This window comes from Pseudomonas sp. FDAARGOS_761, assembly GCF_013343155.1.
In the GTDB taxonomy this organism is placed as follows: domain Bacteria; phylum Pseudomonadota; class Gammaproteobacteria; order Pseudomonadales; family Pseudomonadaceae; genus Pseudomonas; species Pseudomonas aeruginosa.
In genome coordinates, this window is the sequence record NZ_CP054572.1 from 554,041 (window position 1) to 576,686 (window position 22,646).

At 67.6% G+C, this 22,646-nt stretch carries 16 protein-coding genes; 11 read left to right on the forward strand and 5 right to left on the reverse strand.

Annotated elements, in window-relative coordinates; genetic code table 11:
• Nucleotides 1-14 precede the first annotated feature (14 nt).
• From FOC67_RS02640 to FOC67_RS02660, 5 genes are read left to right on the forward strand one after another with little or no spacing between them, the layout of a single operon-like run.
• Nucleotides 15-1,784, forward strand: a complete 1,770-nt coding sequence (locus FOC67_RS02640; protein ID WP_009315915.1) for a DUF2138 domain-containing protein — start codon at nt 15-17, stop codon at nt 1,782-1,784.
• Nucleotides 1,781-2,419, forward strand: coding sequence for a DUF1175 domain-containing protein (locus FOC67_RS02645; RefSeq protein ID WP_003094413.1), 639 nt, complete (start codon nt 1,781-1,783; stop codon nt 2,417-2,419). The genes FOC67_RS02640 and FOC67_RS02645 overlap by 4 nt, the downstream gene beginning before the upstream one ends.
• Nucleotides 2,420-2,445: 26 nt before the next feature.
• Entirely contained in the window at nt 2,446-6,996 is a 4,551-nt protein-coding gene (magD, locus tag FOC67_RS02650; RefSeq protein WP_031627736.1) for an alpha-2-macroglobulin MagD, read from the forward strand.
• Nucleotides 6,993-8,642 (forward strand): YfaQ family protein, encoded by a 1,650-nt coding sequence (locus FOC67_RS02655; protein ID WP_009315918.1) that lies wholly within the window; start codon nt 6,993-6,995, stop codon nt 8,640-8,642. The genes magD and FOC67_RS02655 overlap by 4 nt, the downstream gene beginning before the upstream one ends.
• Nucleotides 8,643-8,646: 4 nt before the next feature.
• Nucleotides 8,647-9,438 carry a YfaP family protein gene (locus FOC67_RS02660; RefSeq protein ID WP_023096992.1) on the forward strand — a complete coding sequence of 264 codons (792 nt, stop codon included), beginning with the start codon at nt 8,647-8,649 and terminating at the stop codon, nt 9,436-9,438.
• A 114-nt stretch (nt 9,439-9,552) separates the two neighbouring features.
• Here FOC67_RS02660 and FOC67_RS02665 read toward each other — a convergent pair whose 3' ends face one another.
• The 5 genes from FOC67_RS02665 to gatC all read right to left on the reverse strand — a co-directional run bounded on the left by FOC67_RS02665 (nt 9,553) and on the right by gatC (nt 13,723).
• Nucleotides 9,553-9,939 (reverse strand): carboxymuconolactone decarboxylase family protein, encoded by a 387-nt coding sequence (locus FOC67_RS02665; protein WP_003094405.1) that lies wholly within the window; start codon nt 9,937-9,939, stop codon nt 9,553-9,555.
• 31 nt (nt 9,940-9,970) lie between these two features.
• On the reverse strand, nt 9,971-10,354 hold the full coding sequence (locus FOC67_RS02670) for a septal ring lytic transglycosylase RlpA family protein (RefSeq protein ID WP_003109016.1): 384 nt from the start codon (nt 10,352-10,354) through the stop codon (nt 9,971-9,973).
• Between the two features lie 59 nt (nt 10,355-10,413).
• Nucleotides 10,414-11,874: an Asp-tRNA(Asn)/Glu-tRNA(Gln) amidotransferase subunit GatB gene (gatB, locus tag FOC67_RS02675; protein ID WP_228379463.1), complete on the reverse strand. Its 1,461-nt coding sequence runs from the start codon at nt 11,872-11,874 to the stop codon at nt 10,414-10,416.
• Between the two features lie 91 nt (nt 11,875-11,965).
• Complete coding sequence (gene gatA / locus FOC67_RS02680; protein ID WP_009315920.1) at nt 11,966-13,420, reverse strand: Asp-tRNA(Asn)/Glu-tRNA(Gln) amidotransferase subunit GatA; 1,455 nt, start codon at nt 13,418-13,420, stop codon at nt 11,966-11,968.
• A gap of 15 nt (nt 13,421-13,435) precedes the next feature.
• Complete coding sequence (gatC, locus tag FOC67_RS02685) at nt 13,436-13,723, reverse strand: Asp-tRNA(Asn)/Glu-tRNA(Gln) amidotransferase subunit GatC (RefSeq protein ID WP_003094397.1); 288 nt, start codon at nt 13,721-13,723, stop codon at nt 13,436-13,438.
• Nucleotides 13,724-13,962: 239 nt separating this feature from the next.
• Here gatC and mreB point away from each other — a divergent pair, with 239 nt between their 5' ends.
• From mreB to FOC67_RS02715, 6 genes are all read left to right on the forward strand, one after another.
• Nucleotides 13,963-15,000, forward strand: coding sequence for a rod shape-determining protein MreB (gene mreB / locus FOC67_RS02690; RefSeq protein WP_003094393.1), 1,038 nt, complete (start codon nt 13,963-13,965; stop codon nt 14,998-15,000).
• 79 nt (nt 15,001-15,079) lie between these two features.
• On the forward strand, nt 15,080-16,072 hold the full coding sequence (gene mreC / locus FOC67_RS02695) for a rod shape-determining protein MreC (RefSeq protein ID WP_003123307.1): 993 nt from the start codon (nt 15,080-15,082) through the stop codon (nt 16,070-16,072).
• Entirely contained in the window at nt 16,072-16,566 is a 495-nt protein-coding gene (gene mreD / locus FOC67_RS02700; protein ID WP_003094389.1) for a rod shape-determining protein MreD, read from the forward strand. The genes mreC and mreD overlap by 1 nt, the downstream gene beginning before the upstream one ends.
• A gap of 89 nt (nt 16,567-16,655) precedes the next feature.
• Nucleotides 16,656-17,261, forward strand: a complete 606-nt coding sequence (locus FOC67_RS02705; RefSeq protein WP_003145924.1) for a nucleoside triphosphate pyrophosphatase — start codon at nt 16,656-16,658, stop codon at nt 17,259-17,261.
• A gap of 33 nt (nt 17,262-17,294) precedes the next feature.
• A complete protein-coding gene (gene rng, locus FOC67_RS02710) occupies nt 17,295-18,752 on the forward strand; it encodes a ribonuclease G (RefSeq protein WP_003094386.1) in 1,458 nt (485 codons plus the stop codon).
• Between the two features lie 14 nt (nt 18,753-18,766).
• A complete protein-coding gene (locus FOC67_RS02715) occupies nt 18,767-22,597 on the forward strand; it encodes a YhdP family protein (RefSeq protein ID WP_009315923.1) in 3,831 nt (1,276 codons plus the stop codon).
• Nucleotides 22,598-22,646: the final 49 nt, after the last annotated feature.

Below are 22,646 nucleotides of genomic sequence, written 5' to 3' on the forward strand. Positions count from 1 at the left end.
GGGATTAGCGAACCATGAGCGAGAACAACACCCCCAGCCCTGCCAACGGAACCCCTGCGCCCGCCGCTGCGCGCACCCGAAGCGCCCTGTGGCCGGTGCTGGGGATCGTCGCCGCGCTGGCCGCCGGCGGTGTGCTGGCCTGGCAGATGGGCTGGCTGGAGCGGCTCGGCGGAGGGCGCCCGGCCGAAGAGGACCTCGGCCAGCCGATCGGCGCCCAGGCTCCCGCGGACGCCGACGCGCCGCGAGCCTACCGTGACCTGCGCAAGCCCGACGCGCTGATCGAGAGCGTGTCGCTGAGCCGCCTGCCGAAGGAAATCCTCGAGGTGCCGTTGCTGCGCGATACCCTGACCGAGGACTTCGTCTTCTATTACGAGAACAATGGCGACCGCCTTGGCCTGACCGGTACGTTGCGGCGGATCATCTACGAGCACGACCTGACCCTGAAGGACAGCCTGGTCGAGGAACTGCTCGACCAACCGGCCCAGGTCGCCCTCTGGCGCGGCGCCGACGGCCGCCTGCGCGACTTCGTGGTGGTGCTCAAGCGTGGCGGCCTGGCGCGGGTGCTCGAGCCGCTGGCCCATATCGCCGCCGACGACCAGCAGTTGCGCAAGGTCGGCGAGCTGGCGGGAACCTCGGTCTATCGCCTGCGCTACGGCAACGACAAGGCGATGCTGTTCCTGTCCAAGGGCGACCGGCTGTTGTTGCTGTCGAACCCACGGATGCTCTTCGACGATGGTGGCGAAAGCGACGACAGCCCGCTGAACGCTCCGGCCAGCGAAGACCTGGAGGCACTGCTCGACGGCGACGAACTGTTCCCCGAGCGCTTCGGCCTGCCGGGCCGCGGCGAGCTGCGCCAGCGCATCACCCTCAATGCCAGCGTCCTGGCCATGGGCTACCAGCGCTTCATCCCGAGCTTCGCCGGGGTGCGCTTCGAGAAGGGCGAGCAGGGCTGGAGCAGCTACCTGGCGCTGAACGAGGTGGAACGCCAGCCGCCGCTGGACTTCGCCCCGGTCTGGCAGGCCATGCCGATGGGCGCCAGCGCCTGCGTGGCGCTGCCGGTCATCCCCGGCCTGTACGGGGTGATGCTGGAGCGCCTGGGGGCCGAGCAGAAGATGGCCCAGGCCTTCTCCGAGCATCTCAGCGGCGCTGCCGGTCTCTGCTGGTACGCCAGTTCGCGGCTGCATTCGCCGCTGCTGGTGGGCCAGTTGAGCGCGCCGGCCAGTGCCGAACTCGACGACGAGCTGGGCAAGCTGTTCGGTCGCGTGATCGGCGCGAAGGAAGCCAAGGTCGAGGGTGGCAGCTTCCCGGTGGAAGACCGGGTGGATGGCCAGACCCGCCGCTGGACCCGCCAGGTCAGCTCGAACTTCGGCGCCTATCCGGCCAGCCAGGCGGACAACCCGGACAGCATCAGCGGCCGCGCGTTCTTCCGCATCGGCATGGCGCGCCATGGCCAGACCCTGCTGTTCTCCCTCGACGACCAGTTGCTCGGCAAGGCCCTGGACACCCTCGACAAACGCTATCCGCCGCTCGCCGAGGTGTTGCCGAAGGATGCGCTGGTACCGGCCTACCTGGCGCCGCAGCCGCTCTCCGAACTGCTGCAACGGGAAACCCTCGACAGCCTGCCGCAGGACATGGAGCCGGTATTCCGCAATGCCGCCGACACCTACCTGATGCCGCGCCTGAAAACCCTCGCCGGCAAGGGCAGCTACGCCCTCGGGCTGCCTGCCGGAAGCCAGGCCAACGCACCGTGGCAATGGCTGCCGCTGGAATGGCGGTCGCTGTGAGACGTCTGACTGCCTTCGGCCTGGCGCTGCTCCTGCTGGCCAGCGGCGGTGCCCGCGGCGAGCCCGCGGTAACGCTCGACCCGCAGCAATCGCAGGTATTCCGCGCCTGGTTCGTGCGCATCGCCCAGGAACAGTTGCGCCAAGGGCCGAGTCCGCGCTGGCACCAGCAGGACTGCGCCGGCCTGGTGCGCTTCGCCGCCAACGAGGCGCTGAAAGTCCACGATGGCAAGTGGCTGCGCGCCAACGGCCTGTCCAACCGCTACCTGCCCCCGGAGCTGGCGCTCAGTCCCGAGCAACGGCGCCTGGCGCAGAACTGGCAGCAGGGTGGCGGCCAGGTCGGGCCCTACGTGAATGCGATCAAGCTGGTGCAGTTCAACAGTCGGCTGGTCGGCCGCGACCTCAACCAGGCGCGCCCCGGCGACCTGATGTTCTACGACCAGGGCGACGACCAGCACCTGATGATCTGGATGGGCCGCTCCATCGCCTATCACACCGGCAGCAGCACCCCGACCGATAACGGCATGCGCTCGGTCAGCCTGCAACAACTCATGACATGGAAGGACACCCGATGGATCCCCGACGAATCCAATCCCAACTTTATCGGCATCTATCGGCTGGCTTTCCTCTCTCAATGAATCGCGTCCCAGTGAAGACCACAGCAATGAGCAACCTGCGCCGTTTCAGCCGTAGCCTGGCGGTCGCCGCCCTGGTCCTGCTGCCGTTCGCCGCCGTCCAGGCGGAAGACACGGTGGAACCGAGCGGCTACACGCCGATGGCCGGCGAATCCTTCTTCCTGCTCGCCGACAGCAGCTTCGCCACCGACGAGGAAGCGCGGGTCCGTCTCGAAGCGCCCGGCCGCGACTACCGGCGCTACCGCATGGAGCCCTATGGCGGGGTCGACGTGCGCCTGTACCGGATCGAACAGCCGCTGGAGTTCCTCAAGCGGCAGAAGAACCTGCACCGGGTCCTGGCCGAGGGACAGTTCAAGGGCGAAGGCCTGTCGAACACCCTGGCCTATCTCTGGGACAACTGGTATCGCAAGTCGCGCCGGGTGATGCAGCGCGCCTTCTCCTACGAGTCGCGGCAACAGGTCACCGAGGCGGTGCCCGAGCTGAAGATGGGCAACGCCATGACCGCGCCGACGCCCTACGACGCGCAGCCGCAATACGCGCCGATTCCCGGCCTGCCGCTGGTCAGCCAGTTCCGCTATCCGCTGTGGGACGCCAAGCCCATCGAGCCGCCGCAGGACGTCAAGCTGGCCGGTTCCTCCAGCGAGTTCATCAACGTCGTGCCGGGCAATGTCTACATCCCGCTGGGCAAGCTGAAGCCGGGCCTCTACCTGGTCGAGGCGCTGGTCGGCAAGTACCGCGCCACCACCGTGGTGTTCGTCTCCAACAGCGTGGCGGTGAGCAAGGTCGCCGGCGACGAGCTGCTGGTCTGGACCGCACGCAAGCACGAAGGCACCCCGGTGCCCGACACCAAGGTGCTGTGGACCGACGGCCTGGGCGTGATGAGCAGCGGCAATACCGACGCCGACGGCCTGCTGCGGCTCAAGCACGCCAGTCCGGAGCGCTCCTACGTGATCGGCGAGGACCGCGAGGGCGGGGTCTTCGTCTCCGAGAACTTCTATTACGACAGCGAGATCTACGACACCAAGATCTACGCCTTCACCGACCGCCCGCTGTACCGGCCGGGCGACTGGGTCTCGTTGAAGATGGTCGGCCGCGAGTTCAAGGACGCCCGTCAATCCCAGGCCGCCGCCAGCGCGCCGGTGCGCCTGAGCGTGATCGACGCCAGCGGCACGGTATTGCAAAGCCTGGACCTCCGCTTCGACGCGAAGAGCGGCGCCAATGGCCGCTTCCAACTGCCGGAGAACGCCGTCGCCGGCGGCTACGAGTTGCGCTTCGACTACCGCGGGCAGACCTACAGCAGCGCCTTCCGCGTCGCCGAATACATCAAGCCGCACTTCGAAGTCTCCCTCGACCTGGCCAAGCCGGACTTCAAGACCGCCGAGCCGGTGAAGGGCGAGATCGTCCTGCTCTATCCGGACGGCAAGCCGGTGGCCAACGCGCGCCTGCAACTGAGCCTGCGCGCCCAGCAGTTGTCGATGGTGGACAACGAACTGCAGTATCTCGGCCAGTTCCCGGTGGAACTGAGCAGCACCGAACTGACCACCGACGGCAAGGGCCGCGCCGCCATCGAATTGCCGCCGGCCGAGAAACCCAGTCGCTACATGCTGACCATCTTCGCCAGCGACGGCGCCGCCTACCGGGTCAAGACCAGCAAGGAGATCCTCATCGAGCGCGGTGCCGCGCGCTACCGCCTGAGCGCGCCGCAGCGCTTCGGCGCCGCCGGCGAGAAGGTCGAGTTCAGCTATGCCAGCGAACAGCCGACCCCGCTCAAGCCGAGCAGCTACCAGTGGATCCGCCTGGAGGACCGCGCCACCGACAGCGGTCCGGTCGCCGACGGCCGCTTCGCGCTGGCCTTCGAGCGTCCCGGTACCTATTCCGTGGAGCTGCGCGACGACAAGGGCCAGCTCCTTGGCGCCACCGGCCACTCGGTGAGCGGCGAGGGCGTGAAGTCGGTGCCTGGCACCGTCGAGGTGGTGTTCGACAAGCCCGAGTACCGCACCGGCGAGGAAGCCTCCGCACTGATCACCTTCCCCGAGCCGGTGGAGGATGCACTGTTGTCTCTGGAGCGCGACAAGGTCGAGGCCACCGCCCTGCTGTCCAAGGGCGCCGACTGGCTGCGCCTGGAAAAGCTCAATCCGACCCAGTACCGCGTGCGGATCCCGGTGCGCGAGGAGTTCTCGCCGAACCTGACCTTCTCGGTGCTCTACACCAAGGGCGGCGACTACAGCTTCCAGAACGCCGGGATCAAGGTCGGCATGCCCCAGGTGGAGATCGACATCGCCACCGACAAGGAGCGCTACGAACCGGGCGAGACGGTGACCGTGACCCTGGCCACGCGCTTCGCCGGCAAACCGGTTTCCAGCCACCTGACCGTCAGCGTGGTGGATGAGATGGTCTATGCCCTGCAGGCGGAGATCGCCCCCGGCATCGACCAGTTCTTCTACCATCCGCGGCGCAACAACGTGCGCACCAGCGCCAGCCTGGCCTTCATCAGCTACGACGTGGCGTTGCCCGGCAGCACCAGTGCACCCGGACGGGCGAATCGCAGCGAGCGCGGCGTCAAGGTACTGGAGCGGCCGCGCCGCGAGGACGTCGACACCGCCGCCTGGCAGCCGGAGCTGGTCACCGACGCCCAGGGCAAGGCCAGCTTCAGCTTCCGCATGCCCGACTCGCTGACCCGCTGGCGGATCACCGCACGGGCCATCGACGACAACGGCCAGGTCGGCCAGAAGAAGCAGTTCCTTCGCTCGGAGAAGCCGCTGTACCTGAAATGGAGCGGGCCGACCCGCTTCCGCCAGGGTGACCAGCCCGACCTCGGCCTGTTCGTCTTCAACCAGGGCGAACAGCCGGTCAAGGCCGAGCTGCTCAGCGGGCCGCCTGGCAGCCAGCGCAGCCAGACCCTGGAGCTGGCCAAGGGAGTCAACTACATTCCGCTGGCGCAACAGCCGCTCAGCGATGGCGACTGGAGCGCCGAGCTGCGCCAGGACGGGCAGGTCCGCGACCGCCTGGCTGTGCGCTTCAACCTGCTGGCCGACGGCTGGCAGGTGGAGCAGGCGCAGAACCTCAGCCTGGCGGCGGCGAGCAACCCGTTGCAACTGCCGGCGGACGCCCGCGACGTACGCCTGCGCCTGGCCGATGGCCCGGCCGCGGCCTACCTGGGCAATCTCGATGATCTGCTGGAGTATCCCTACGGCGGCGTCGAGCAGACCGCCAGCCAACTGCTGCCGCTGAGCATCGCCTATCCGGCGCTGGCCGGCGGCGAGCCGCGGATTCGCGACCGCCTGCGCCTGATCATGCAGAACAGTCGCCTGCGCCTGGTGCAGATGGCTGGCCCGGACGCCTGGTTCGCCTGGTGGGGCGGCGACGTCGATGGCGACGCTTTCCTCACCGCCTACGCCTACTACGCCGATTGGTACGCCAGCCGCGCACTGGAGATCCAACTGCCGGCCGAACACTGGCAGCGCATCCTCGAGCCCTACGCCAAGCAGGCGACGCAGACCCCGCTGCTGCAGCGCGCGCTGATCCTGGCTTTCGCCCGCGACATGCAGTTGCCGGTGAACACCCTGCTCGGCGGCCTGCTCAACGATCTGGCCAACGCCGGCGAAGGGCAGGCGCGCGCGGAGCCGCTGGAGGCCGACGACGGCCTGGTGCTGGGCGACCCGGACTCGGCCGTCGGCCTGGCCGCGGCGCGAGTGCTGGCGGTGGACCTGGCACGGCAACTGCGGGTTGCGGTGCCCGCGCCGCTGGCCGCCCAGGCCGAGACGGCGACGCAGCGCCTGCGTGAGGCCGGCTTGCCGTTCACCGATGCCTTGCTGGCCTCTCGCTCGGCCGTGGATGGCCAGCAGGCCAGCGCTCTGCTGCAACGCCTGGCGCCGGCGCAATCGACCCTGGAACGCGCCCTGGCCCTGACCTGGCTGCAGGGCGCCCTGGCCCAGGCGCCGCAGGGCAAGCTGCCGCAGCCGCCGAAGGACTGGCAGGCGCAGCGCGGCGCCAGCGGCGAAACCTACTGGCAATGGCGCGGCCGCGGCATTCCGAGCTGGGTCGACCTGGACGAGGCGCCGGCCCGGCCGTTGCCGGTTGCGCTCAGCTACCGCAGCGCCCAGGCGCCGAGCGGGCAACTGCCGGTGCAGATCAGCCGTCGCCTGCTGCGCCTGGTGCCCGGCGAGGGGGCGTTCGAGTTCAAGGTCGAGGAGGTCGGCGACAAGCCGCTTTCCAGCGACGAACTGTATCTCGACGAAGTGACCCTGACCGTTCCGGAAGACACCGCTCTACGCTACGGCATGCTGGAACTGCCGCTGCCGCCCGGCGCGGATGTCGAGCGCACCACCTGGGGCATCAAGATCAGCGGCCTGGCCGGCGACGAGGCGACCACCTTGGAGCGCGCGCGCAACGAACCGGGCGAGCTGTTCTACGGGGTGCCGGTGGACAGCCTGAGTGGCGAGCAGCGTTTCCGTCACCTGGTGCGTTTCTCCCAGAAAGGCAGCTTCAACCTGCCACCGGCCCGCTACCTGCGTCTCTACGCGCCGGAACAGCAGGCCCTGGAAGCCAAGCCGGCGCTGGCCAAGGTCAAGGTCGAGTGATTGCGTTGCGCGCCTGGCTGGTCCTGCTGTGCGCCGTGCCGTTGCTGCTTCGCGCAGCGGAGGCGCCGGTCCAGCTGGCCTGGCGCACGACCCAGGGCTACGAACTGGTGAGCCTGGATCGCCAGCGGATGCTCGAGCGCCGGCCGTTGCCGGCCGATTTGCAGGCTCCGCTGGGCAGCCTGTGGAAACTGTTCGTCTTCGCCTGGCTGAGCGACACCGGCCAGGCCGAGCCGCCCTATGCCTGCCAGGGGCGCAGCCGCGAGGAGGTCTACTGCTGCGAGAATGGCCAGACGATCGGTCGTGACCGCGCCCTGGTGCGCTCCTGCGGGCTGTATTTCGAGCCGCAGCGCCTCGCCTTGCGGCCGGAGGCCTGGCGCGACTACTGGCAGGCGCGCCGGGCACCGGCCTGGTTGCTCGATCTGGAGCGGCTGCAACCGCAGACGCGGGTGCCGGTTAAGGAGCTTCTGGAACAGTTGCAGCGGCTACCGGCCCAGGGCGAGGCGCGGCGGGTACTGCTCGACGTGGCGTTGCAGGCCGGCGAGGGCCATGCCGTGGCCAGCCTTGGCGGCCGCCTGCGGGTGAAGACCTGGAGCTGGCTCGACGACCATGACCCGCAGGCGCGCCAGGGCGGTTTCGCCGGCTGGCTGGTCGATGGAACGCCGCTCTGGCTCGGCGGCCCGGGAACCAGCAAGGTGATCCTGGACCGCTACGCCGAGGTGCTCGGGCGCTTCCTGCCGAGTCCGTGGCCGGCCGATCCGGGCCGTTGCGTGGAAGTGAACCTGTTCAGCCGCTATCCGCTGCGTTCGGTCAGCGATCCCGCCGGCCACCCGGCCTCCGAAGGCCTGCTGCATGGTCCGCAGCAAGTGCTGTTCGCCAACGGCAATCGCCTGGACATCGCCAGCGCCGGCGACCTCTTCCTGCAGCGGGTGGATGGCGTGCCGCGGCTGGTCGCGCGGGTTTCGCGCGAAGAGTACGTGGCGCGGGTGCTGGAGCGCGAAGCCTCGGCGCAGCCGAAGGAAGCCGCTCGCGCGCTGGCGGTGACCATTCGCACCTATCTGTTGCAAAACGCCGCGCCGCGCGGCGAATGCCTGGCCATCGATGACAGCAGCCAGCGCCAGCGCGTGGCGCCGCGCCCGGCCAGCGCGCCGACGCGGCGGATCGCCGCCTGGAGCGCCGACCTGGTGCTGGCCGGGGCGACCGTCAACTATCACTCCGACCAGCCTGGCCCGGCGCGCCTGTCCTGGAAGCACGCGGTGGAGCAAGCCGGGCAGGGACTGGGCTACGACAGCATCCTCGCCCAGGCTTTCCCGCGCAGCAGCCTGAGCCGCTGGGACAACCCGGTGGCCGCCTGCCAGCCGTTGCCGGCCGCCGAAGACTGGCTGCGCAAGCAGCGCCGGCAGTGGCGCGAGCGCCTCGACCGCGAGCCCGGCTACGAGGAGATTCCGAGTTTTTCCGTGTGCCGCCTGGCTTCCGGGCGGCCCTATGTCGATCGCGAGCGCGAACGCATCTTCGTCCGCGGCCTGTATTCCCTACAGGAACGCCTGGACCTCACCCACGAATACCTGCACCTGGCCTTCCGCGCCCATCCCAGCGGCCAGGACGAAAACTATGTCGAAAGCCTGGCCCGGCGCCTGCTACTGGAATGACTCCATGAACCGAATGTCCCTTGCCGCCCTGCTCAGTTGCCTTCCCCTCGTCGCCTGGGCGGACAACCCCGTGAAACTGGATACGCCGGTCTCCGGCTGGCGTGCCGGCGACGGTTCCGCCGCCAATTACCGGCAGGTGGTGAACTACCCGGCGTCCTCGGTCAACGTCGCCGCCGACCAGGCGACCACCGCGCGCATTCGCGGCGCGATCGAGAGCCAGCCCAAGGAGCGTCCGGCGACGCTGGTGGTGAACGGTGTGAGCATGCCGCTGAAGGTGGACGCCGATGGCAGCTTCGACCGCCCGTTCGCCTTCCCGTCCGGCAGCAACAGCGTCGAGGTGCGCAACGCCGCCGGGCAGTCGCGACGGGTCCAGTTCTATCACGGTGGCGGCGGCGGGGAAGTGCCGGCCAAGCTGCGCGTGCTGCTGTCCTGGGACAGCGACAACACCGACCTCGACCTGCACCTGGTGACCCCGGACGGCGACCATGTCTGGTATGGCAATCGTTCGCTGGCCAACGGCGCGACCCTGGATGTCGACGTCACCACCGGCTACGGCCCGGAAATCATCGCCACGCCGACGCCACAGAAGGGGCCCTACCTGGTCTACGTCAACTACTTCGGCGGTGGCTACGGCAGCAGCGAGGATGGCGCCGAACAGGCCGCCCAGGACCTGACCACGGCGCGCATCACCCTGGTCACCGAAGAGGGCACGCCGAACGAGAAACAGGAAACCTTCCTGGTGCCGATGCGCAAGCCTGGCGAGCTGACGCTGGTGAAGCGCTTCAGTTATCCGTAGGCGCCTGCGCTGGCGGATAACGCCTCTGGCGTTATTCGCCGTCGTTCAGGTATCGGCGTTACCAACCGCGTGGCCTGACGGCGGCGCTCATGCCGCTGCGAATGGCTCCTGGGCTCAGGCGGGCTGTTCGCCCTGCCAGGTATCGATCGCTTCCTGCGCCGCACGGAACGCATCGATCGCCGCCGGCACCCCGGCATAGACCGCGCAGTGCAGCAGTGCCTCGCGGATTTCCTCCACCGTGCAGCCGTTGTTCAGCGCGCCGCGCACGTGCCCCTTGAGTTCCTGCGGGCATTTCAGGGCGGTCAGGGCGGCCAGGGTGATCAGGCTGCGGGTCTTGCGCGGCAGCGCCTCGCGGGCCCAGACCGAGCCCCAGGCATGCTCGTTGACGAAGTCCTGCAATGGCTGGGTGAAGGCGGTGGCGTTGCCCATGGCGCGCTCGACGAAGGCGTCGCCCATGACTTCACGTCGGATCTCCAGGCCGGTCTTGCCTTGTTCGCTCATCGGAAGGTTCCTGTCGTGGGTAGAAGGTGGCTCAATCCAGCGACTCTATCCGAACCGGCGCCACGCCGCTGCGGATCATACCCAGGCCTTCGGCGGCCTTGCGCGATACATCGATGATCCGCCCGCGGCGGAACGGCCCGCGATCGTTGATCCGCACCACCACGCTGCGGCGGTTGTCGAGGTTGGTTACCCGCACGCGGGTACCGAACGGCAACGTGCGGTGGGCAGCGGTCATTGCGTTGGGGTTGTAGCGCTCGCCGCTGGCAGTACGCAGGCCTGCGTGGCGGCTGCCATAGTAGGAGGCTTCGCCGGTATCCGCGGAACCGCTGCCGGCGAGGCTGGAGCAGCCGGCGAGGAACAGGGGCAGGACGGCGAAGGCGAGGGCGAGGCGCGCGGCGGCGGATGGGTTGGGCATGGACAACAGGCTCCTGGCGGACAAGAAGACGCCGGGCGAACCCGGCGTCTGGCTTTGACTCACGCTTCGAGCTTTTTCTTCAGCAACTCGTTCACCTGCTGCGGGTTGGCCTTGCCTTTCGAGGCCTTCATCGCCTGGCCGACGAAGAAGCCGAACATCTTGCCGCGCTTGGCCTCGTCGGCGGCGCGGTACTGCTCGACCTGCTCGGCGTTGGCCGCCAGCACCTCGTCGAGCATCTTCTCGATGGCGCCACTGTCGGTGACCTGCTTCAGGCCCTTGGCCTCGATGATCTGGTCGGCGGAACCCTCGCCGTTGGCCATGGCTTCGAAGACCATCTTGGCGATCTTGCCGGAGATGGTGTTGTCCTTGATGCGCAGGATCATGCCGCCCAGTTGCTCGGCGGACACCGGAGACTGCTCGATCTCCAGGCCGTCCTTGTTGAGCAGGCTGCCCAGCTCGACCATCACCCAGTTGGCCGCCAGCTTGGCGTCGCCGCAGATACCCTGGACCTTCTCGAAGTAGTCGGCCATCTCGCGGCTGGCGGACAGCACGCTGGCATCGTAGGCGGACAGGCCGTACTGGCTCTCGAAGCGTTCGCGCTTCTGCACCGGCAGTTCCGGCAGTTGCTCGCGCAGCTTCGCCAGGTACTCGGGCTCGATGACCACCGGCAGCAGGTCGGGACAGGGGAAGTAACGGTAGTCGTTGGCTTCTTCCTTGCCGCGCATGGAGCGGGTCTCGTCCTTGTTCGGGTCGTACAGGCGGGTTTCCTGGACCACCTTGCCGCCGTCCTCGATCAGCTCGATCTGGCGCTGGATCTCGTGGTTGATCGCCTTCTCGATGAAGCGGAAGGAGTTGACGTTCTTGATCTCGGCGCGGGTGCCGAATTCGGCCTGGCCCTTCGGTCGCACCGAGACGTTGCAGTCGCAGCGCAGCGAGCCCTCGGCCATGTTGCCGTCGCAGATGCCCAGGTAGCGCACCAGGGCGTGGATCGCCTTGACGTAGGCCACGGCTTCCTTGGCGCTGCGGATGTCCGGCTCGGAAACGATCTCCAGCAACGGCGTGCCGGCGCGGTTCAGGTCGATGCCGCTCATGCCCTGGAAGTCTTCGTGCAGGCTCTTGCCGGCGTCCTCCTCCAGGTGCGCGCGGGTGATGCCGATGCGCTTGGTGGTGCCGTCTTCCAGGGTGATGTCGAGATAGCCCTTGCCGACGATGGGATGGTCCATCTGGCTGGTCTGGTAGCCCTTCGGCAGGTCGGGGTAGAAGTAGTTCTTGCGGGCGAACACGTTCTGCCGGTCGATCCGTGCGTCGATCGCCAGGCCGAACAGGCAGGCCATGCGTACGGCCTCCTCGTTTAGCACCGGCAGGGTGCCCGGCATGGCCAGGTCGACCAGGCTGGCCTGGGTATTCGGCGCGGCGCCGAAGGCGGTCGAGCTGCCGGAGAAGATCTTCGATTGGGTGGCGAGCTGTGCGTGGATTTCCAGCCCGATCACGGTTTCCCATTGCATGTGGTGTTCCTCAATCCTTCTGTGCCTGCGCAGTCCCGCTGCCGACCCTGCGGGTCGCCCTCTCCGCGCCGGGAGAGGGGAGGGGACTGCGTGGCGTTGCCATGGCTTAGAAGCCGGCCGGGGTGCGGGTGTGCCAGTCGCTGACCTGCTGGTACTGGTGCGCGACGTTGAGCAGGCGACCTTCCTGGAAGTAGGGCGCGAGCAACTGGACACCCACCGGCAGGCCGTCGACGAAGCCGGCGGGCATGGACAGCCCCGGCAGGCCGGCGAGGTTGGCGGTGATGGTGTAGATGTCTTCCAGGTACTGGGAAACCGGGTCGTCGTTCTTCTCGCCGATCTTCCACGCCGGGTTCGGCGTGGTCGGGCCGAGGATCACGTCCACTTCGGCAAAGGCGCTGACGAAGTCGTTCTTGATCAGCCGGCGAATCTTCTGAGCCTGCAGGTAATAGGCATCGTAGTAGCCGGCCGACAGTGCGTAGGTGCCGACCATGATGCGGTTCTTCACTTCGCTGCCGAAGCCTTCCGCGCGCGAGCGCTTGTACAGGTCTTCCAGGTTCTGCGGGGCGTCGCAACGATAGCCATAGCGCACGCCGTCGAAGCGCGACAGGTTGGAGGACGCCTCGGCCGGCGCGATCACGTAGTAGGCCGGGATGGCGTGCTGCATGTTCGGCAGGGAAATGTCCTTCACCGTAGCGCCGAGCGTCTTCAGCTCCTCGACCACGGCCAGCACCGCGTCGGCGATGCGGCTGTCGAGGCCGGCGCCGAAGTATTCCCGCGGCAGGCCGATGCGCAGGCCGCTCAGCGGCTTCTGCAGGGCGGCCAGGTAGTCGTCCACCGGCTGTTCGACGCTGGTCGAGTCCTTCGGATCGAATCCGGCCATCACCCCCAGCATCAGCGCGCAGTCCTCGGCGGTGCGCGCCAGCGGGCCGCCCTGGTCGAGGCTGGAGGCGTAGGCGATCATGCCCCAGCGGGAAACCCGGCCGTAGGTCGGCTTGATCCCGGTGAGGTTGGTCAGCGCCGCCGGCTGGCGGATCGAGCCGCCGGTATCGGTGCCGGTGGCGGCCGGCAGCAGGCGCGCGGCGACTGCCGCGGCGGAGCCGCCGGAGGAGCCGCCCGGCACGCGGTCGAGGCTCCAGGGGTTGTTCACCGCGCCGTAGTGGCTGGACTGGTTCGACGAGCCCATGGCGAATTCATCCATGTTCAGCTTGCCGAGGGTAACGGCGCCGGCGGCGGTGAGCTTCTCGACCACGGTGGCGTCGTAGGGCGAGACGAAGTTGTCGAGCATCTTCGAACCGCAGCTGGTGCGTACGCCCTGGGTGCAGAACAGGTCCTTGTGGGCGATCGGCGCGCCGAGCAGGGCGCCGTTCTCGCCGTTGGCGCGCCGTTCGTCGGCTGCCTTGGCCTGGGCGATGGCCAGGTCGTCGGTGATGCTGATGAAGCTGTTGAGCTGGGGATCCAGCTGCCGGATGCGACCGAGCAGGGTGCGGGTCAGCTCTTCGGCGGAAAATTGCTTGTCGGCGAGGGCGCGGGCGATCTCGGCGAGGGTCAATTGATGCAGCATGTGTCCGCGTCCTTATTACTCGATGACTTTCGGAACCAGGTACAGACCTTCTTCCACGGCGGGGGCGATGGTCTGGTAGGCGTCGCGGTGATCGGTCTCGGTGACCGCGTCCGGACGCAGGCGCTGGGTGGCTTCCAGCGGGTGGGCAAGCGGTTCGACGCCGCTGGTGTCGACCGCCTGCATCTGGTCGATCAGGCCGAGGATGTTGTTCAGGGTCTCGGTGGTGCGCGGAAGATCGGCCTCGCTCAGGCCCAGGCGGGCGAGATGGGCGATTTTTTCCACGTCGGAGCGTTCAAGCGCCATCGGGAGTCTCCAGCAAAAGCGGCCTTGGAAGGGCGGCGGGGCGCCATGCGTTATATAAGGCAGGGAACGGATGCCGCGGTCGGCGGTCTAATTCCGCCTGGACGGGCCTTGTGGGGCCGGGAAAAGCCTGCAATTTAGCATATTGCCCGCCTTGCCCAAAATCCCCGTCGTTGTTAGAGTTTGCCGCACTTTTTTACCCGCGTATTTTTCACCCACGCTTCGCCTAGGGTTTCTTTCCCATGTTCAAAAAATTGCGTGGCATGTTTTCCAGCGATCTGTCGATCGACCTGGGTACTGCCAATACCCTTATTTATGTGCGCGAGCGCGGCATCGTCCTGAACGAACCGTCCGTGGTCGCCATTCGCAGCCATGGCAGCCAGAAGAGCGTCGTCGCCGTGGGCACCGAGGCCAAGCGCATGCTCGGCCGTACCCCGGGCAACATCGCCGCCATCCGTCCGATGAAAGACGGCGTGATCGCGGATTTCAGCGTCTGCGAGAAGATGCTGCAGTACTTCATCAACAAGGTTCACGAGAACAGCTTCCTGCAGCCCAGCCCGCGCGTGCTGATCTGCGTACCGTGCAAGTCCACCCAGGTCGAGCGCCGGGCCATCCGCGAATCCGCCCTGGGCGCCGGCGCCCGCGAGGTGTTCCTGATCGAAGAGCCGATGGCTGCCGCCATCGGCGCCGGCCTGCCGGTCGAGGAGGCCCGCGGCTCGATGGTCGTAGACATCGGCGGCGGCACTACCGAGATCGCCCTGATTTCCCTCAACGGTGTTGTCTACGCAGAATCCGTCCGCGTCGGCGGCGACCGCTTCGACGAAGCCATCGTCACCTACGTGCGCCGCAACTACGGCAGCCTGATCGGCGAATCCACCGCCGAGCGCATCAAGCAGGAGATCGGCACCGCCTTCCCGGGCGGCGACGTTCGCGAAGTCGACGTCCGCGGCCGTAACCTGGCCGAAGGCGTACCGCGCAGCTTCACCCTGAACTCCAACGAGGTCCTCGAGGCCCTGCAGGAGTCCCTGGCGACCATCGTCCAGGCGGTCAAGAGCGCCCTCGAGCAATCGCCGCCGGAGCTGGCCTCGGATATCGCCGAGCGCGGCCTGGTGCTGACCGGCGGTGGCGCGCTGCTGCGCGACCTGGACAAGCTGCTGGCACAGGAAACCGGCCTGCCGGTGATCGTCGCCGAGGAGCCGCTGACCTGCGTGGCTCGCGGCGGTGGCCGTGCGCTGGAGATGATGGATCGCCACTCCATGGACCTGCTCTCCACCGAGTAAGGTGGCGAGCATCGTCGCCTAGGAGCGGATCATCAAACCGCTATTCTCCAAAGGCCCGTCGCTGGGCGTTCGCCTGTTGGTGCTGGCCGTGCTGTCGGTCAGCCTGATGGTGGTGGACGCCCGGTTCGACTATCTGGAGCCCGTCCGCAGCAAGCTGGGGATGGTGCTCACGCCTTTCTACGGCCTGGCGGAAATGCCGGTGCGCGCCTGGGAAGGCGTGCGCGACCAGTTCAGCAGCCGTAGCGAGCTGATCGCCGAGAACGAACGCCTCAAGGCCGAGTCCCTGCTGATGCAGCGCCGGGTGCAGAAACTCGCCGCGCTCACCGAGCAGAACGTGCGCCTGCGCGAGCTGCTCAATTCCGCCGCGCTGGTCGACGACAAGGTACTGGTCAGCGAGCTGATCGGCGTCGATCCGAACCCCTTCACCCAACGCATCATGATCGACAAGGGCGAGAACGACGGCGTCTTCGTCGGCCAGCCGGTGCTCGATGCCAGCGGCCTGATGGGCCAGGTGGTCGAGGTGATGCCCTATACCGCGCGGGTCCTGCTGCTCACCGACACCACCCACAGTATCCCGGTGCAGGTCAATCGCAACGGCCTGCGCGCCATCGCCGTCGGCACCGGCAATCCCGAGCGCCTGGAATTGCGCTACGTCGCCGACACCGCCGACATCAAGGAAGGCGACCTACTGGTCAGCTCCGGCCTGGGGCAACGCTTCCCCGCCGGCTATCCGGTGGCCACGGTCAAGGAAGTGATCCACGATTCCGGCCAGCCGTTCGCCGTGGTGCGCGCGGTGCCGACCGCGAAGATGAACCGTAGCCGCTACGTGCTGCTGGTGTTCAGCGACAGCCGCACCCCGGAACAGCGCGCCAACGACGCCGCCGAGGCCCAGGAAGAGGCGGACAAGAAAGCCGCCGCCGGCGCCCAGGCGCCCCAGCCTGCCGCGCAACCGGCCGCCGCGCCGTCGCCGGCCACCCCGGCAGCCCAGGGCGCTGCGCAGCAGCCCGCCGCCGCGCCCGCGCCAGCTCCCACGCAGCCTGCCGCTCCGGCGGCGAACGGGGGGCGCCGCTGATGGCTCGCGCGACTCAAGGTTCGAACAATGTCTGGGTGATCTGGCTGAGCCTGCTGGTCGGGCTAGTGCTGGCCGTAGCGCCGATGCCTACCTTCACCGAGATCGGCCGCCCGCTGTGGCTGGCGATGCTGCTGACCTACTGGGTGTTGCTGCTGCCCGAGCGCGTCGGGATGGTCACCGCCTGGCTGCTCGGCCTGGCCCAGGACGTGCTCTACGGCAACCTGCTCGGGCAGAACGCGCTGATCCTCGGCCTGATCACCTTCCTCGTGCTGTCCCTGCACCAGCGCCTGCGCATGTTCCCGGCCTGGCAGCAGTGCCTGGTGCTGGTGGTGGTCTACGGCCTGGCGCAGCTGCTCCAGCTCTGGCTCAACGCCCTGACCGGCAATCGTCCGCCGACCCTGACCTTCCTGCTCCCGGCCCTGGTCAGTGCGCTGCTCTGGCCCTGGGTGTACGCCCTGCTGCAGTTCGTCCGCCTGCGTCTCAACGTGAGGTAGGTCCGCTTCGCAGCTATGCTGCGGCGGATATCGTCATTCTTCGAAACGGGTGATCGGCGCATCGCCCGACGCGTTTCCCGGGAGCCTCCATGCCGTCGCTGTATCTCGCCTCCGCCTCGCCCCGTCGCCGTGAACTGCTGACCCAGATCGGCGTGCCGCTGTCCGTGCTCGCCACCGCTATCGACGAGTCCCCCTTGCCGAACGAAGCGCCCGCCGCCTACGTCGAGCGCCTGGCGCGCGGCAAGGCGGCCGCCGGGCTGGCTATGCTGGAAGGGCGCGGCGAGGACGGTTGTGTCCTGGGCGCGGATACCTCGGTGGTGATCGACGGGCGAATTCTCGGCAAGCCCGTGGACCAGGCCGACGGGCTGGCCATGCTGGCTGCGCTGTCCGGGCGCGAACACCAGGTTCTCACCGCCGTGGCCCTGGCCGCCGCTGGCGGCGTCGAGGCGCGGGTGGTGGAGTGCCGGGTGCGCTTCCGCCAGGTCGCTCCGGAAGAAGCGCTGCGCTACTGGCAGAGCGGCGAGCCGGCGGACAAGGCAGGCGGATATGCGATCCAGGGCCTCGGGGCGATATTCGTCAGTCGCATCGAAGGCAGTTACAGTGCGGTGGTCGGGCTGCCTTTGTGTGAAACTGCGGAACTGTTGAGGGAATTCGGCATCCCTTGCTGGCAGCCCGTGGGTGGCAACCCGCCGTAACGCCTAACGCGCCGAAATAAGGACAGTGGACGCATGAGCGAAGAGATCCTGATCAATATCACGCCGATGGAGTCGCGCGTGGCGGTGGTGGAAAACGGCGTCCTGCAGGAAGTGCATGTCGAACGCACCCAGCGGCGCGGCATCGTCGGCAATATCTACAAGGGGCGGGTGGTACGGGTACTGCCGGGGATGCAGGCGGCGTTCGTCGACATCGGCCTGGAACGTGCGGCGTTCATCCATGCCGCCGAGATATCCAATCGCGAAGGCAGCGCCGTGGAAAGCATCAGTGCCCTGGTCCATGAGGGGCAGGCGCTGGTGGTGCAGGTGACCAAGGATCCGATCGGCACCAAGGGCGCACGGCTGACCACCCACCTGTCGATTCCTTCGCGCTATCTGGTGTACATGCCGCGCACCAGCCATGTCGGGATATCCCTGCGGATCGAGGACGAAGTCGAGCGCGAGCGCCTGAAGAAGGTGGTGGCCGACTGCGTGGCGGCGGAAGGCATCGAGGGACAGGGCGGCTTCATCCTGCGCACCGCCGCGGAAGGTGCGGGCGAGGACGAGATTCTCGCCGACATCCGCTACCTTCGCCGGCTATGGGACCAGATCGCCGCGCAGATCCAGACCGTCGGTGCGCCTTCGGTGATCTACGAAGACCTGTCCCTGGCGATCCGTACCCTGCGCGACCTGGTGAACCCGCGGATCGAGAAGATCCGCATCGACTCGCGAGAGAACTTCCAGAAGATCACTTCCTTCGTCGAAGAATTGATGCCGGAGATTTCCGATCGCCTCGAACACTACCCGGGCGAGCGACCGATCTTCGATCTCTACGGCGTCGAGGACGAAATCCAGAAAGCCCTGGAGCGCAAGGTACTGCTGAAGTCCGGCGGCTACCTGATCGTCGATCCGACCGAGGCGATGACCACCATCGACGTGAACACCGGCGCCTTCGTCGGCCATCGCAACCTCGAGGAAACCATCTTCAAGACCAACCTCGAGGCGGCCACCGCGATCGCCCGCCAACTGCGCCTGCGCAACCTGGGCGGGATCATCATCATCGACTTCATCGACATGGAGGACGAGGAGCATCGCCGGCAGGTCCTGCGCACCCTGGAGAAGCAACTGGAGCGCGACCACGCGAAGACCAACATCATCGGCATCACCGAGTTGGGCCTGGTGCAGATGACCCGCAAGCGCACCCGCGAAAGCCTGGTGCAGATCCTCTGCGAGCCGTGCCCCTGCTGCCAGGGACGCGGCATGCTGAAGACTGCGGAAACCACCTGCTACGAGATTTTCCGCGAGATTCTCCGCGAGGCGCGTGCCTACCAGGCCGACTCCTACCTGGTGCTGGCCAACCAGAAGGTGGTGGACCGGCTGCTCGACGAGGAGTCGGGCAACGTCGCCGATCTCGAGGCGTTCATCGGCCGCACCATCAAGTTCCAGGTCGAGGCGATGTACTCGCAGGAGCAATATGACGTGGTCCTGCTCTGAGGCGTATGGCTGAAATGGCGGATGTGGGAAGCCTCGGAACGCGACTGCTACGGATCGTCCTGGGTCTGTGCGCCCTGGTACTGGTGCTGCTGGCGCTGTACGTCAGCCTTGGCCGGCAACTGGTGCCGCTGGTGGCCGAATACCGCCAGCAGCTGGAGGACGAAGCTGGCAAGCAACTCGGCATACCGGTGCGGATTGCCGAGCTGACGGGCTCCTGGCGCGGCTTCGAGCCTCTGGTGGTGGCGCGCGACATCCAGGTCGGCGACGGCGAACAGAGTCTGCGCCTGGCGCGGGTGCGGCTGGCGCCGGACCTGCTCGGCAGCCTGCTGGCGCGCCAGGTGCGGATCGGCAGCCTGGAGCTGGAGGGACTCAAGCTGACCCTGCGCGAAGGCGAGGATGGCCAGTGGAGCCTGGATGGCCTGCCGCACAGCGACAAGCCCAGCGATCCCCGGAAGCTCCTGCAATTCCTGCTGCAGACCCAACGCATCTCGCTGCTGGACAGTCAACTGGAGGTGGCGCCGCGGGGAAGCGCAGCGTTGTCGCTCAGCGCGGTCGGCGCGACCCTGCGCAGTTCATCGGTTGGTGGGCAGAGTCTCGATGCCCGCCTGCAACTGCCGGACGGCCAACCCCTGGCGCTGCACGCCGAAGGGCGGATCGACAGCGAGGACTGGCCGCGCAGCAGCGCCAGGTTCTATCTCAGCCTGCCGCAGAGCGACTGGGCGCAATGGTTGCCGGCCGGTCTGACCCAGGAATGGAAGATCGTCCGGGCCAAGGCCGGCGGAGACTTCTGGTTCGACTGGCGCGACGGCAAGGCGCAACGGCTGGTGGCACGGCTGCTGGCGCCGCAGTTGAAGGCCTCGTATGCCGCGCGCAAGCCGGTGGAAATCAACGACCTGGGCATGAACCTGTTCTTCGATCGCGAAGCGCAGGGCTGGAAGGTTCGGGTCGGCGACCTGGCGGCGAATTTCGGCGAGCAGCGCTGGGGCGAGGTGGAGTTGCTGTTGCGTCGCGACCAGCAGAACAACGAGCCACACTGGAAGCTGCAGGCCGACCGCGTCGACCTGACGCCCCTGGTGCCGGCGATAGAAGCGCTGGCGCCGCTGCCGGACGCGGCGGCGGAGTGGGTGGCGGGCCTGAAGCCGAAGGGCATCCTGCACAACCTGAACGCCGATTTCTGGCCGCAGCGGGAGGTGCCCGAGCGGGTCAGCTACGCGACCAACCTGGAAAAGGTCGGTATCTCGGCGTTCCATGAGGTCCCGGCGGTGGAAAACGTCAGCGGCACCTTGACCGGCACCCTGGCCGGAGGCCAGCTCGACGCATCGGCGCAGGATTTCATGCTGCACCTGGCCAAGGTATTTCCCGAGCCGTGGCGCTACCGCGAGGCTCGCACGCGGATGTTCTGGAGCCTGGACGACCGCGCCTTCACCCTCGGCAGCCACCTGATGCGGGTCGAGGGCGAGGAGGGCAGCCTGGCCGGCGACATGCTGATCCGCCTGATGCGCGATCCCGGCGCTGAAGACTACATGGACCTGCAGGTCGGCCTCAGCGACGGCGACGCGCGCTTCACCGCCAAGTACCTGCCGACCCAGTTGCCGGGAATGAACAAAAGCCTGGCGAACTGGTTGAAGACGGCGATCCGCAGTGGCCATGTCGAGCAGGGCTACTTCCAGTGGCAGGGCTCGCTGAACCGCGGCGCGGCGGCCGAAGCCCACGTCATGAACCTCTACTTCAAGGTCCGCGACGGCGAGCTGGCCTACCAGCCCGGTTGGCCCGCCTTGAGCAAAACGGTCGGCGAGGTGTTCGTCGAGGATTCCGGAGTCCGCGTGCTGGCCTCCAGCGGGAATCTGCTGAATTCCCGGGTCAGCGACGTAAAGGTCGACATACCTCTCGGCCGGCCGGGACAGACGCCGCACCTGTATGTGGATGGCGCCGTCGACAGTAACCTGAAGGACGGCATCAAGCTGCTCCAGGAAGCGCCGATCCCGACCCGCAAGATCTTCGCCGGCTGGGAGGGCGACGGGCCCTTGCAGGGCCACCTGAAGCTGGATATTCCACTGGACCACGACGAGGCCGGCAAGACCGGGGTGGTCGTGGATTTCTCCACCGTGGGCGCGACCCTGAAGATGCCCAGTCCGAAGCTGGATATGAGCGAAGTGAAGGGCGACTTCCGTTTTGACCTGGCCAAGGGCCTGAGCGCCCCGGCGGTGCAGGCCCGGGTGCTGGGCAGCGAGGTACGCGGGCGGATCGTCGCCGAGGGGCGCGGCGATGCGCGCACGCGCTTGCTGCTCAACGGCCAGGTGGCGGTCAAGTCACTGAGCGACTGGCTCGGCGCTGGCCAGCGTCCGTTGCCGGTCTCGGGACGCCTGCCGTTCCAGCTCAACCTGCTGCTGGATGGCAAGGACAGCCAGTTGCAGATCGATTCGGATCTCAAGGGCGCCGTCGTCGACCTGCCGGCGCCGTTCGGCAAGACGGCCGCCCAGGCGCGGCCGACCCAGTGGCGGATGACCCTGGATGGCGCCGAACGGCGTTACTGGGCGCGTTACGACGGCCTCGCCAGCCTGGCCTATGCGGCCCCGGCGGACAAGCCGCTGAACGGACGCGGCGCCCTGCGCCTGGGTGGTGACCCGGCGCTGCTGCCCTCGGCACAGGGGCTGCGGGTGCGCGGGCGTCTGGCGGAACTGGACTGGGACGCCTGGCAGGCCACCCTGAAGCGCTACGGCAATGGCGACCAGGCTGCCAGTAGCGCTGCGGGCCTGCTGCGCGGCGCCGACCTGCGCATCGACAGCTTCAAGGGCTTCGGCCAGGAGCTGAAGAACCTGACCGTCGACCTGGCCCGCCAGGAGCGGGCCTGGCAACTGGTGCTGGTCAGCGACCTCGCATCGGGGCGTCTGCTCCTGCCGGATGCCAGGGGCGCGCCGATCGTGGTCGATCTGGACCGCCTGAACCTGCCGAAGTCGACCCTTCCCGACGAGAACAAGGTGGAGGACTCGGACCCGCTGGCCGCCGTCGATCCGCGCAGCCTGCCGGCGGTAGACGTGAAGATCGGCCAGGTCGCCCTTGGCGGCCAGCCGCTGGGCGCCTGGAGCCTGAAGGTACGGCCGGGCAGCAACGGCGTGGCGTTCAACGACCTGGACCTCGACCTGCGTGGCCTGCACGTCAATGGCAGCCTGCGCTGGGACGGCAGTCCGGGCAATACCCGCAGCACCTACCAGGGACGGATCGAGGGCAAGAACCTGGCGGATGTGCTCAAGGCCTGGAATTTCGCGCCGAGCGCCACCAGCGAACGTTTCCGCATGGATATCAACGGCCAGTGGCCGGGATCGCCGGCCTACATGGCCCTGAAGCGCTTCAGCGGCAGCATGGATGCATCGCTGCGCAAGGGGCAGTTCGTCGAGGTCGAAGGCAGCGCCCAGGCGCTGCGAGTGTTCGGCCTGCTCAATTTCAACGCGATCAACCGCCGGCTGCGCCTGGACTTCTCGGACATCCTCGGCAAGGGACTGAGCTATGACCGGGTGAAGGGGGTTCTCTCCGCCACCGACGGCGTCTACATCACCCGCGAGCCGCTGAAGCTGGAAGGGCCGTCGAGCAACCTGGAGTTGAACGGTACCCTGGACCTGGCTCACGATCGGATCGACGCCAAGCTGCTGGTGACCTTGCCATTGACCAACAACCTGACCCTGGCGGCACTGATAGTCGGCGGTCCGGCCGTCGGCGGCGCGGTCTTCGTCGTCGACAAGCTGCTCGGCGACCGGGTCTCGCGCTTCGCCAGCGTGCAATACAGCGTCAAGGGCCCCTGGCAGGATCCGAAGATCAGCTTCGACAAGCCATTCGAGAAGCCCCGCTGAGCGGCGCCCGGTGCCGCGACGCGGCGCTTTCGTCCGCAAGGAGGAAACC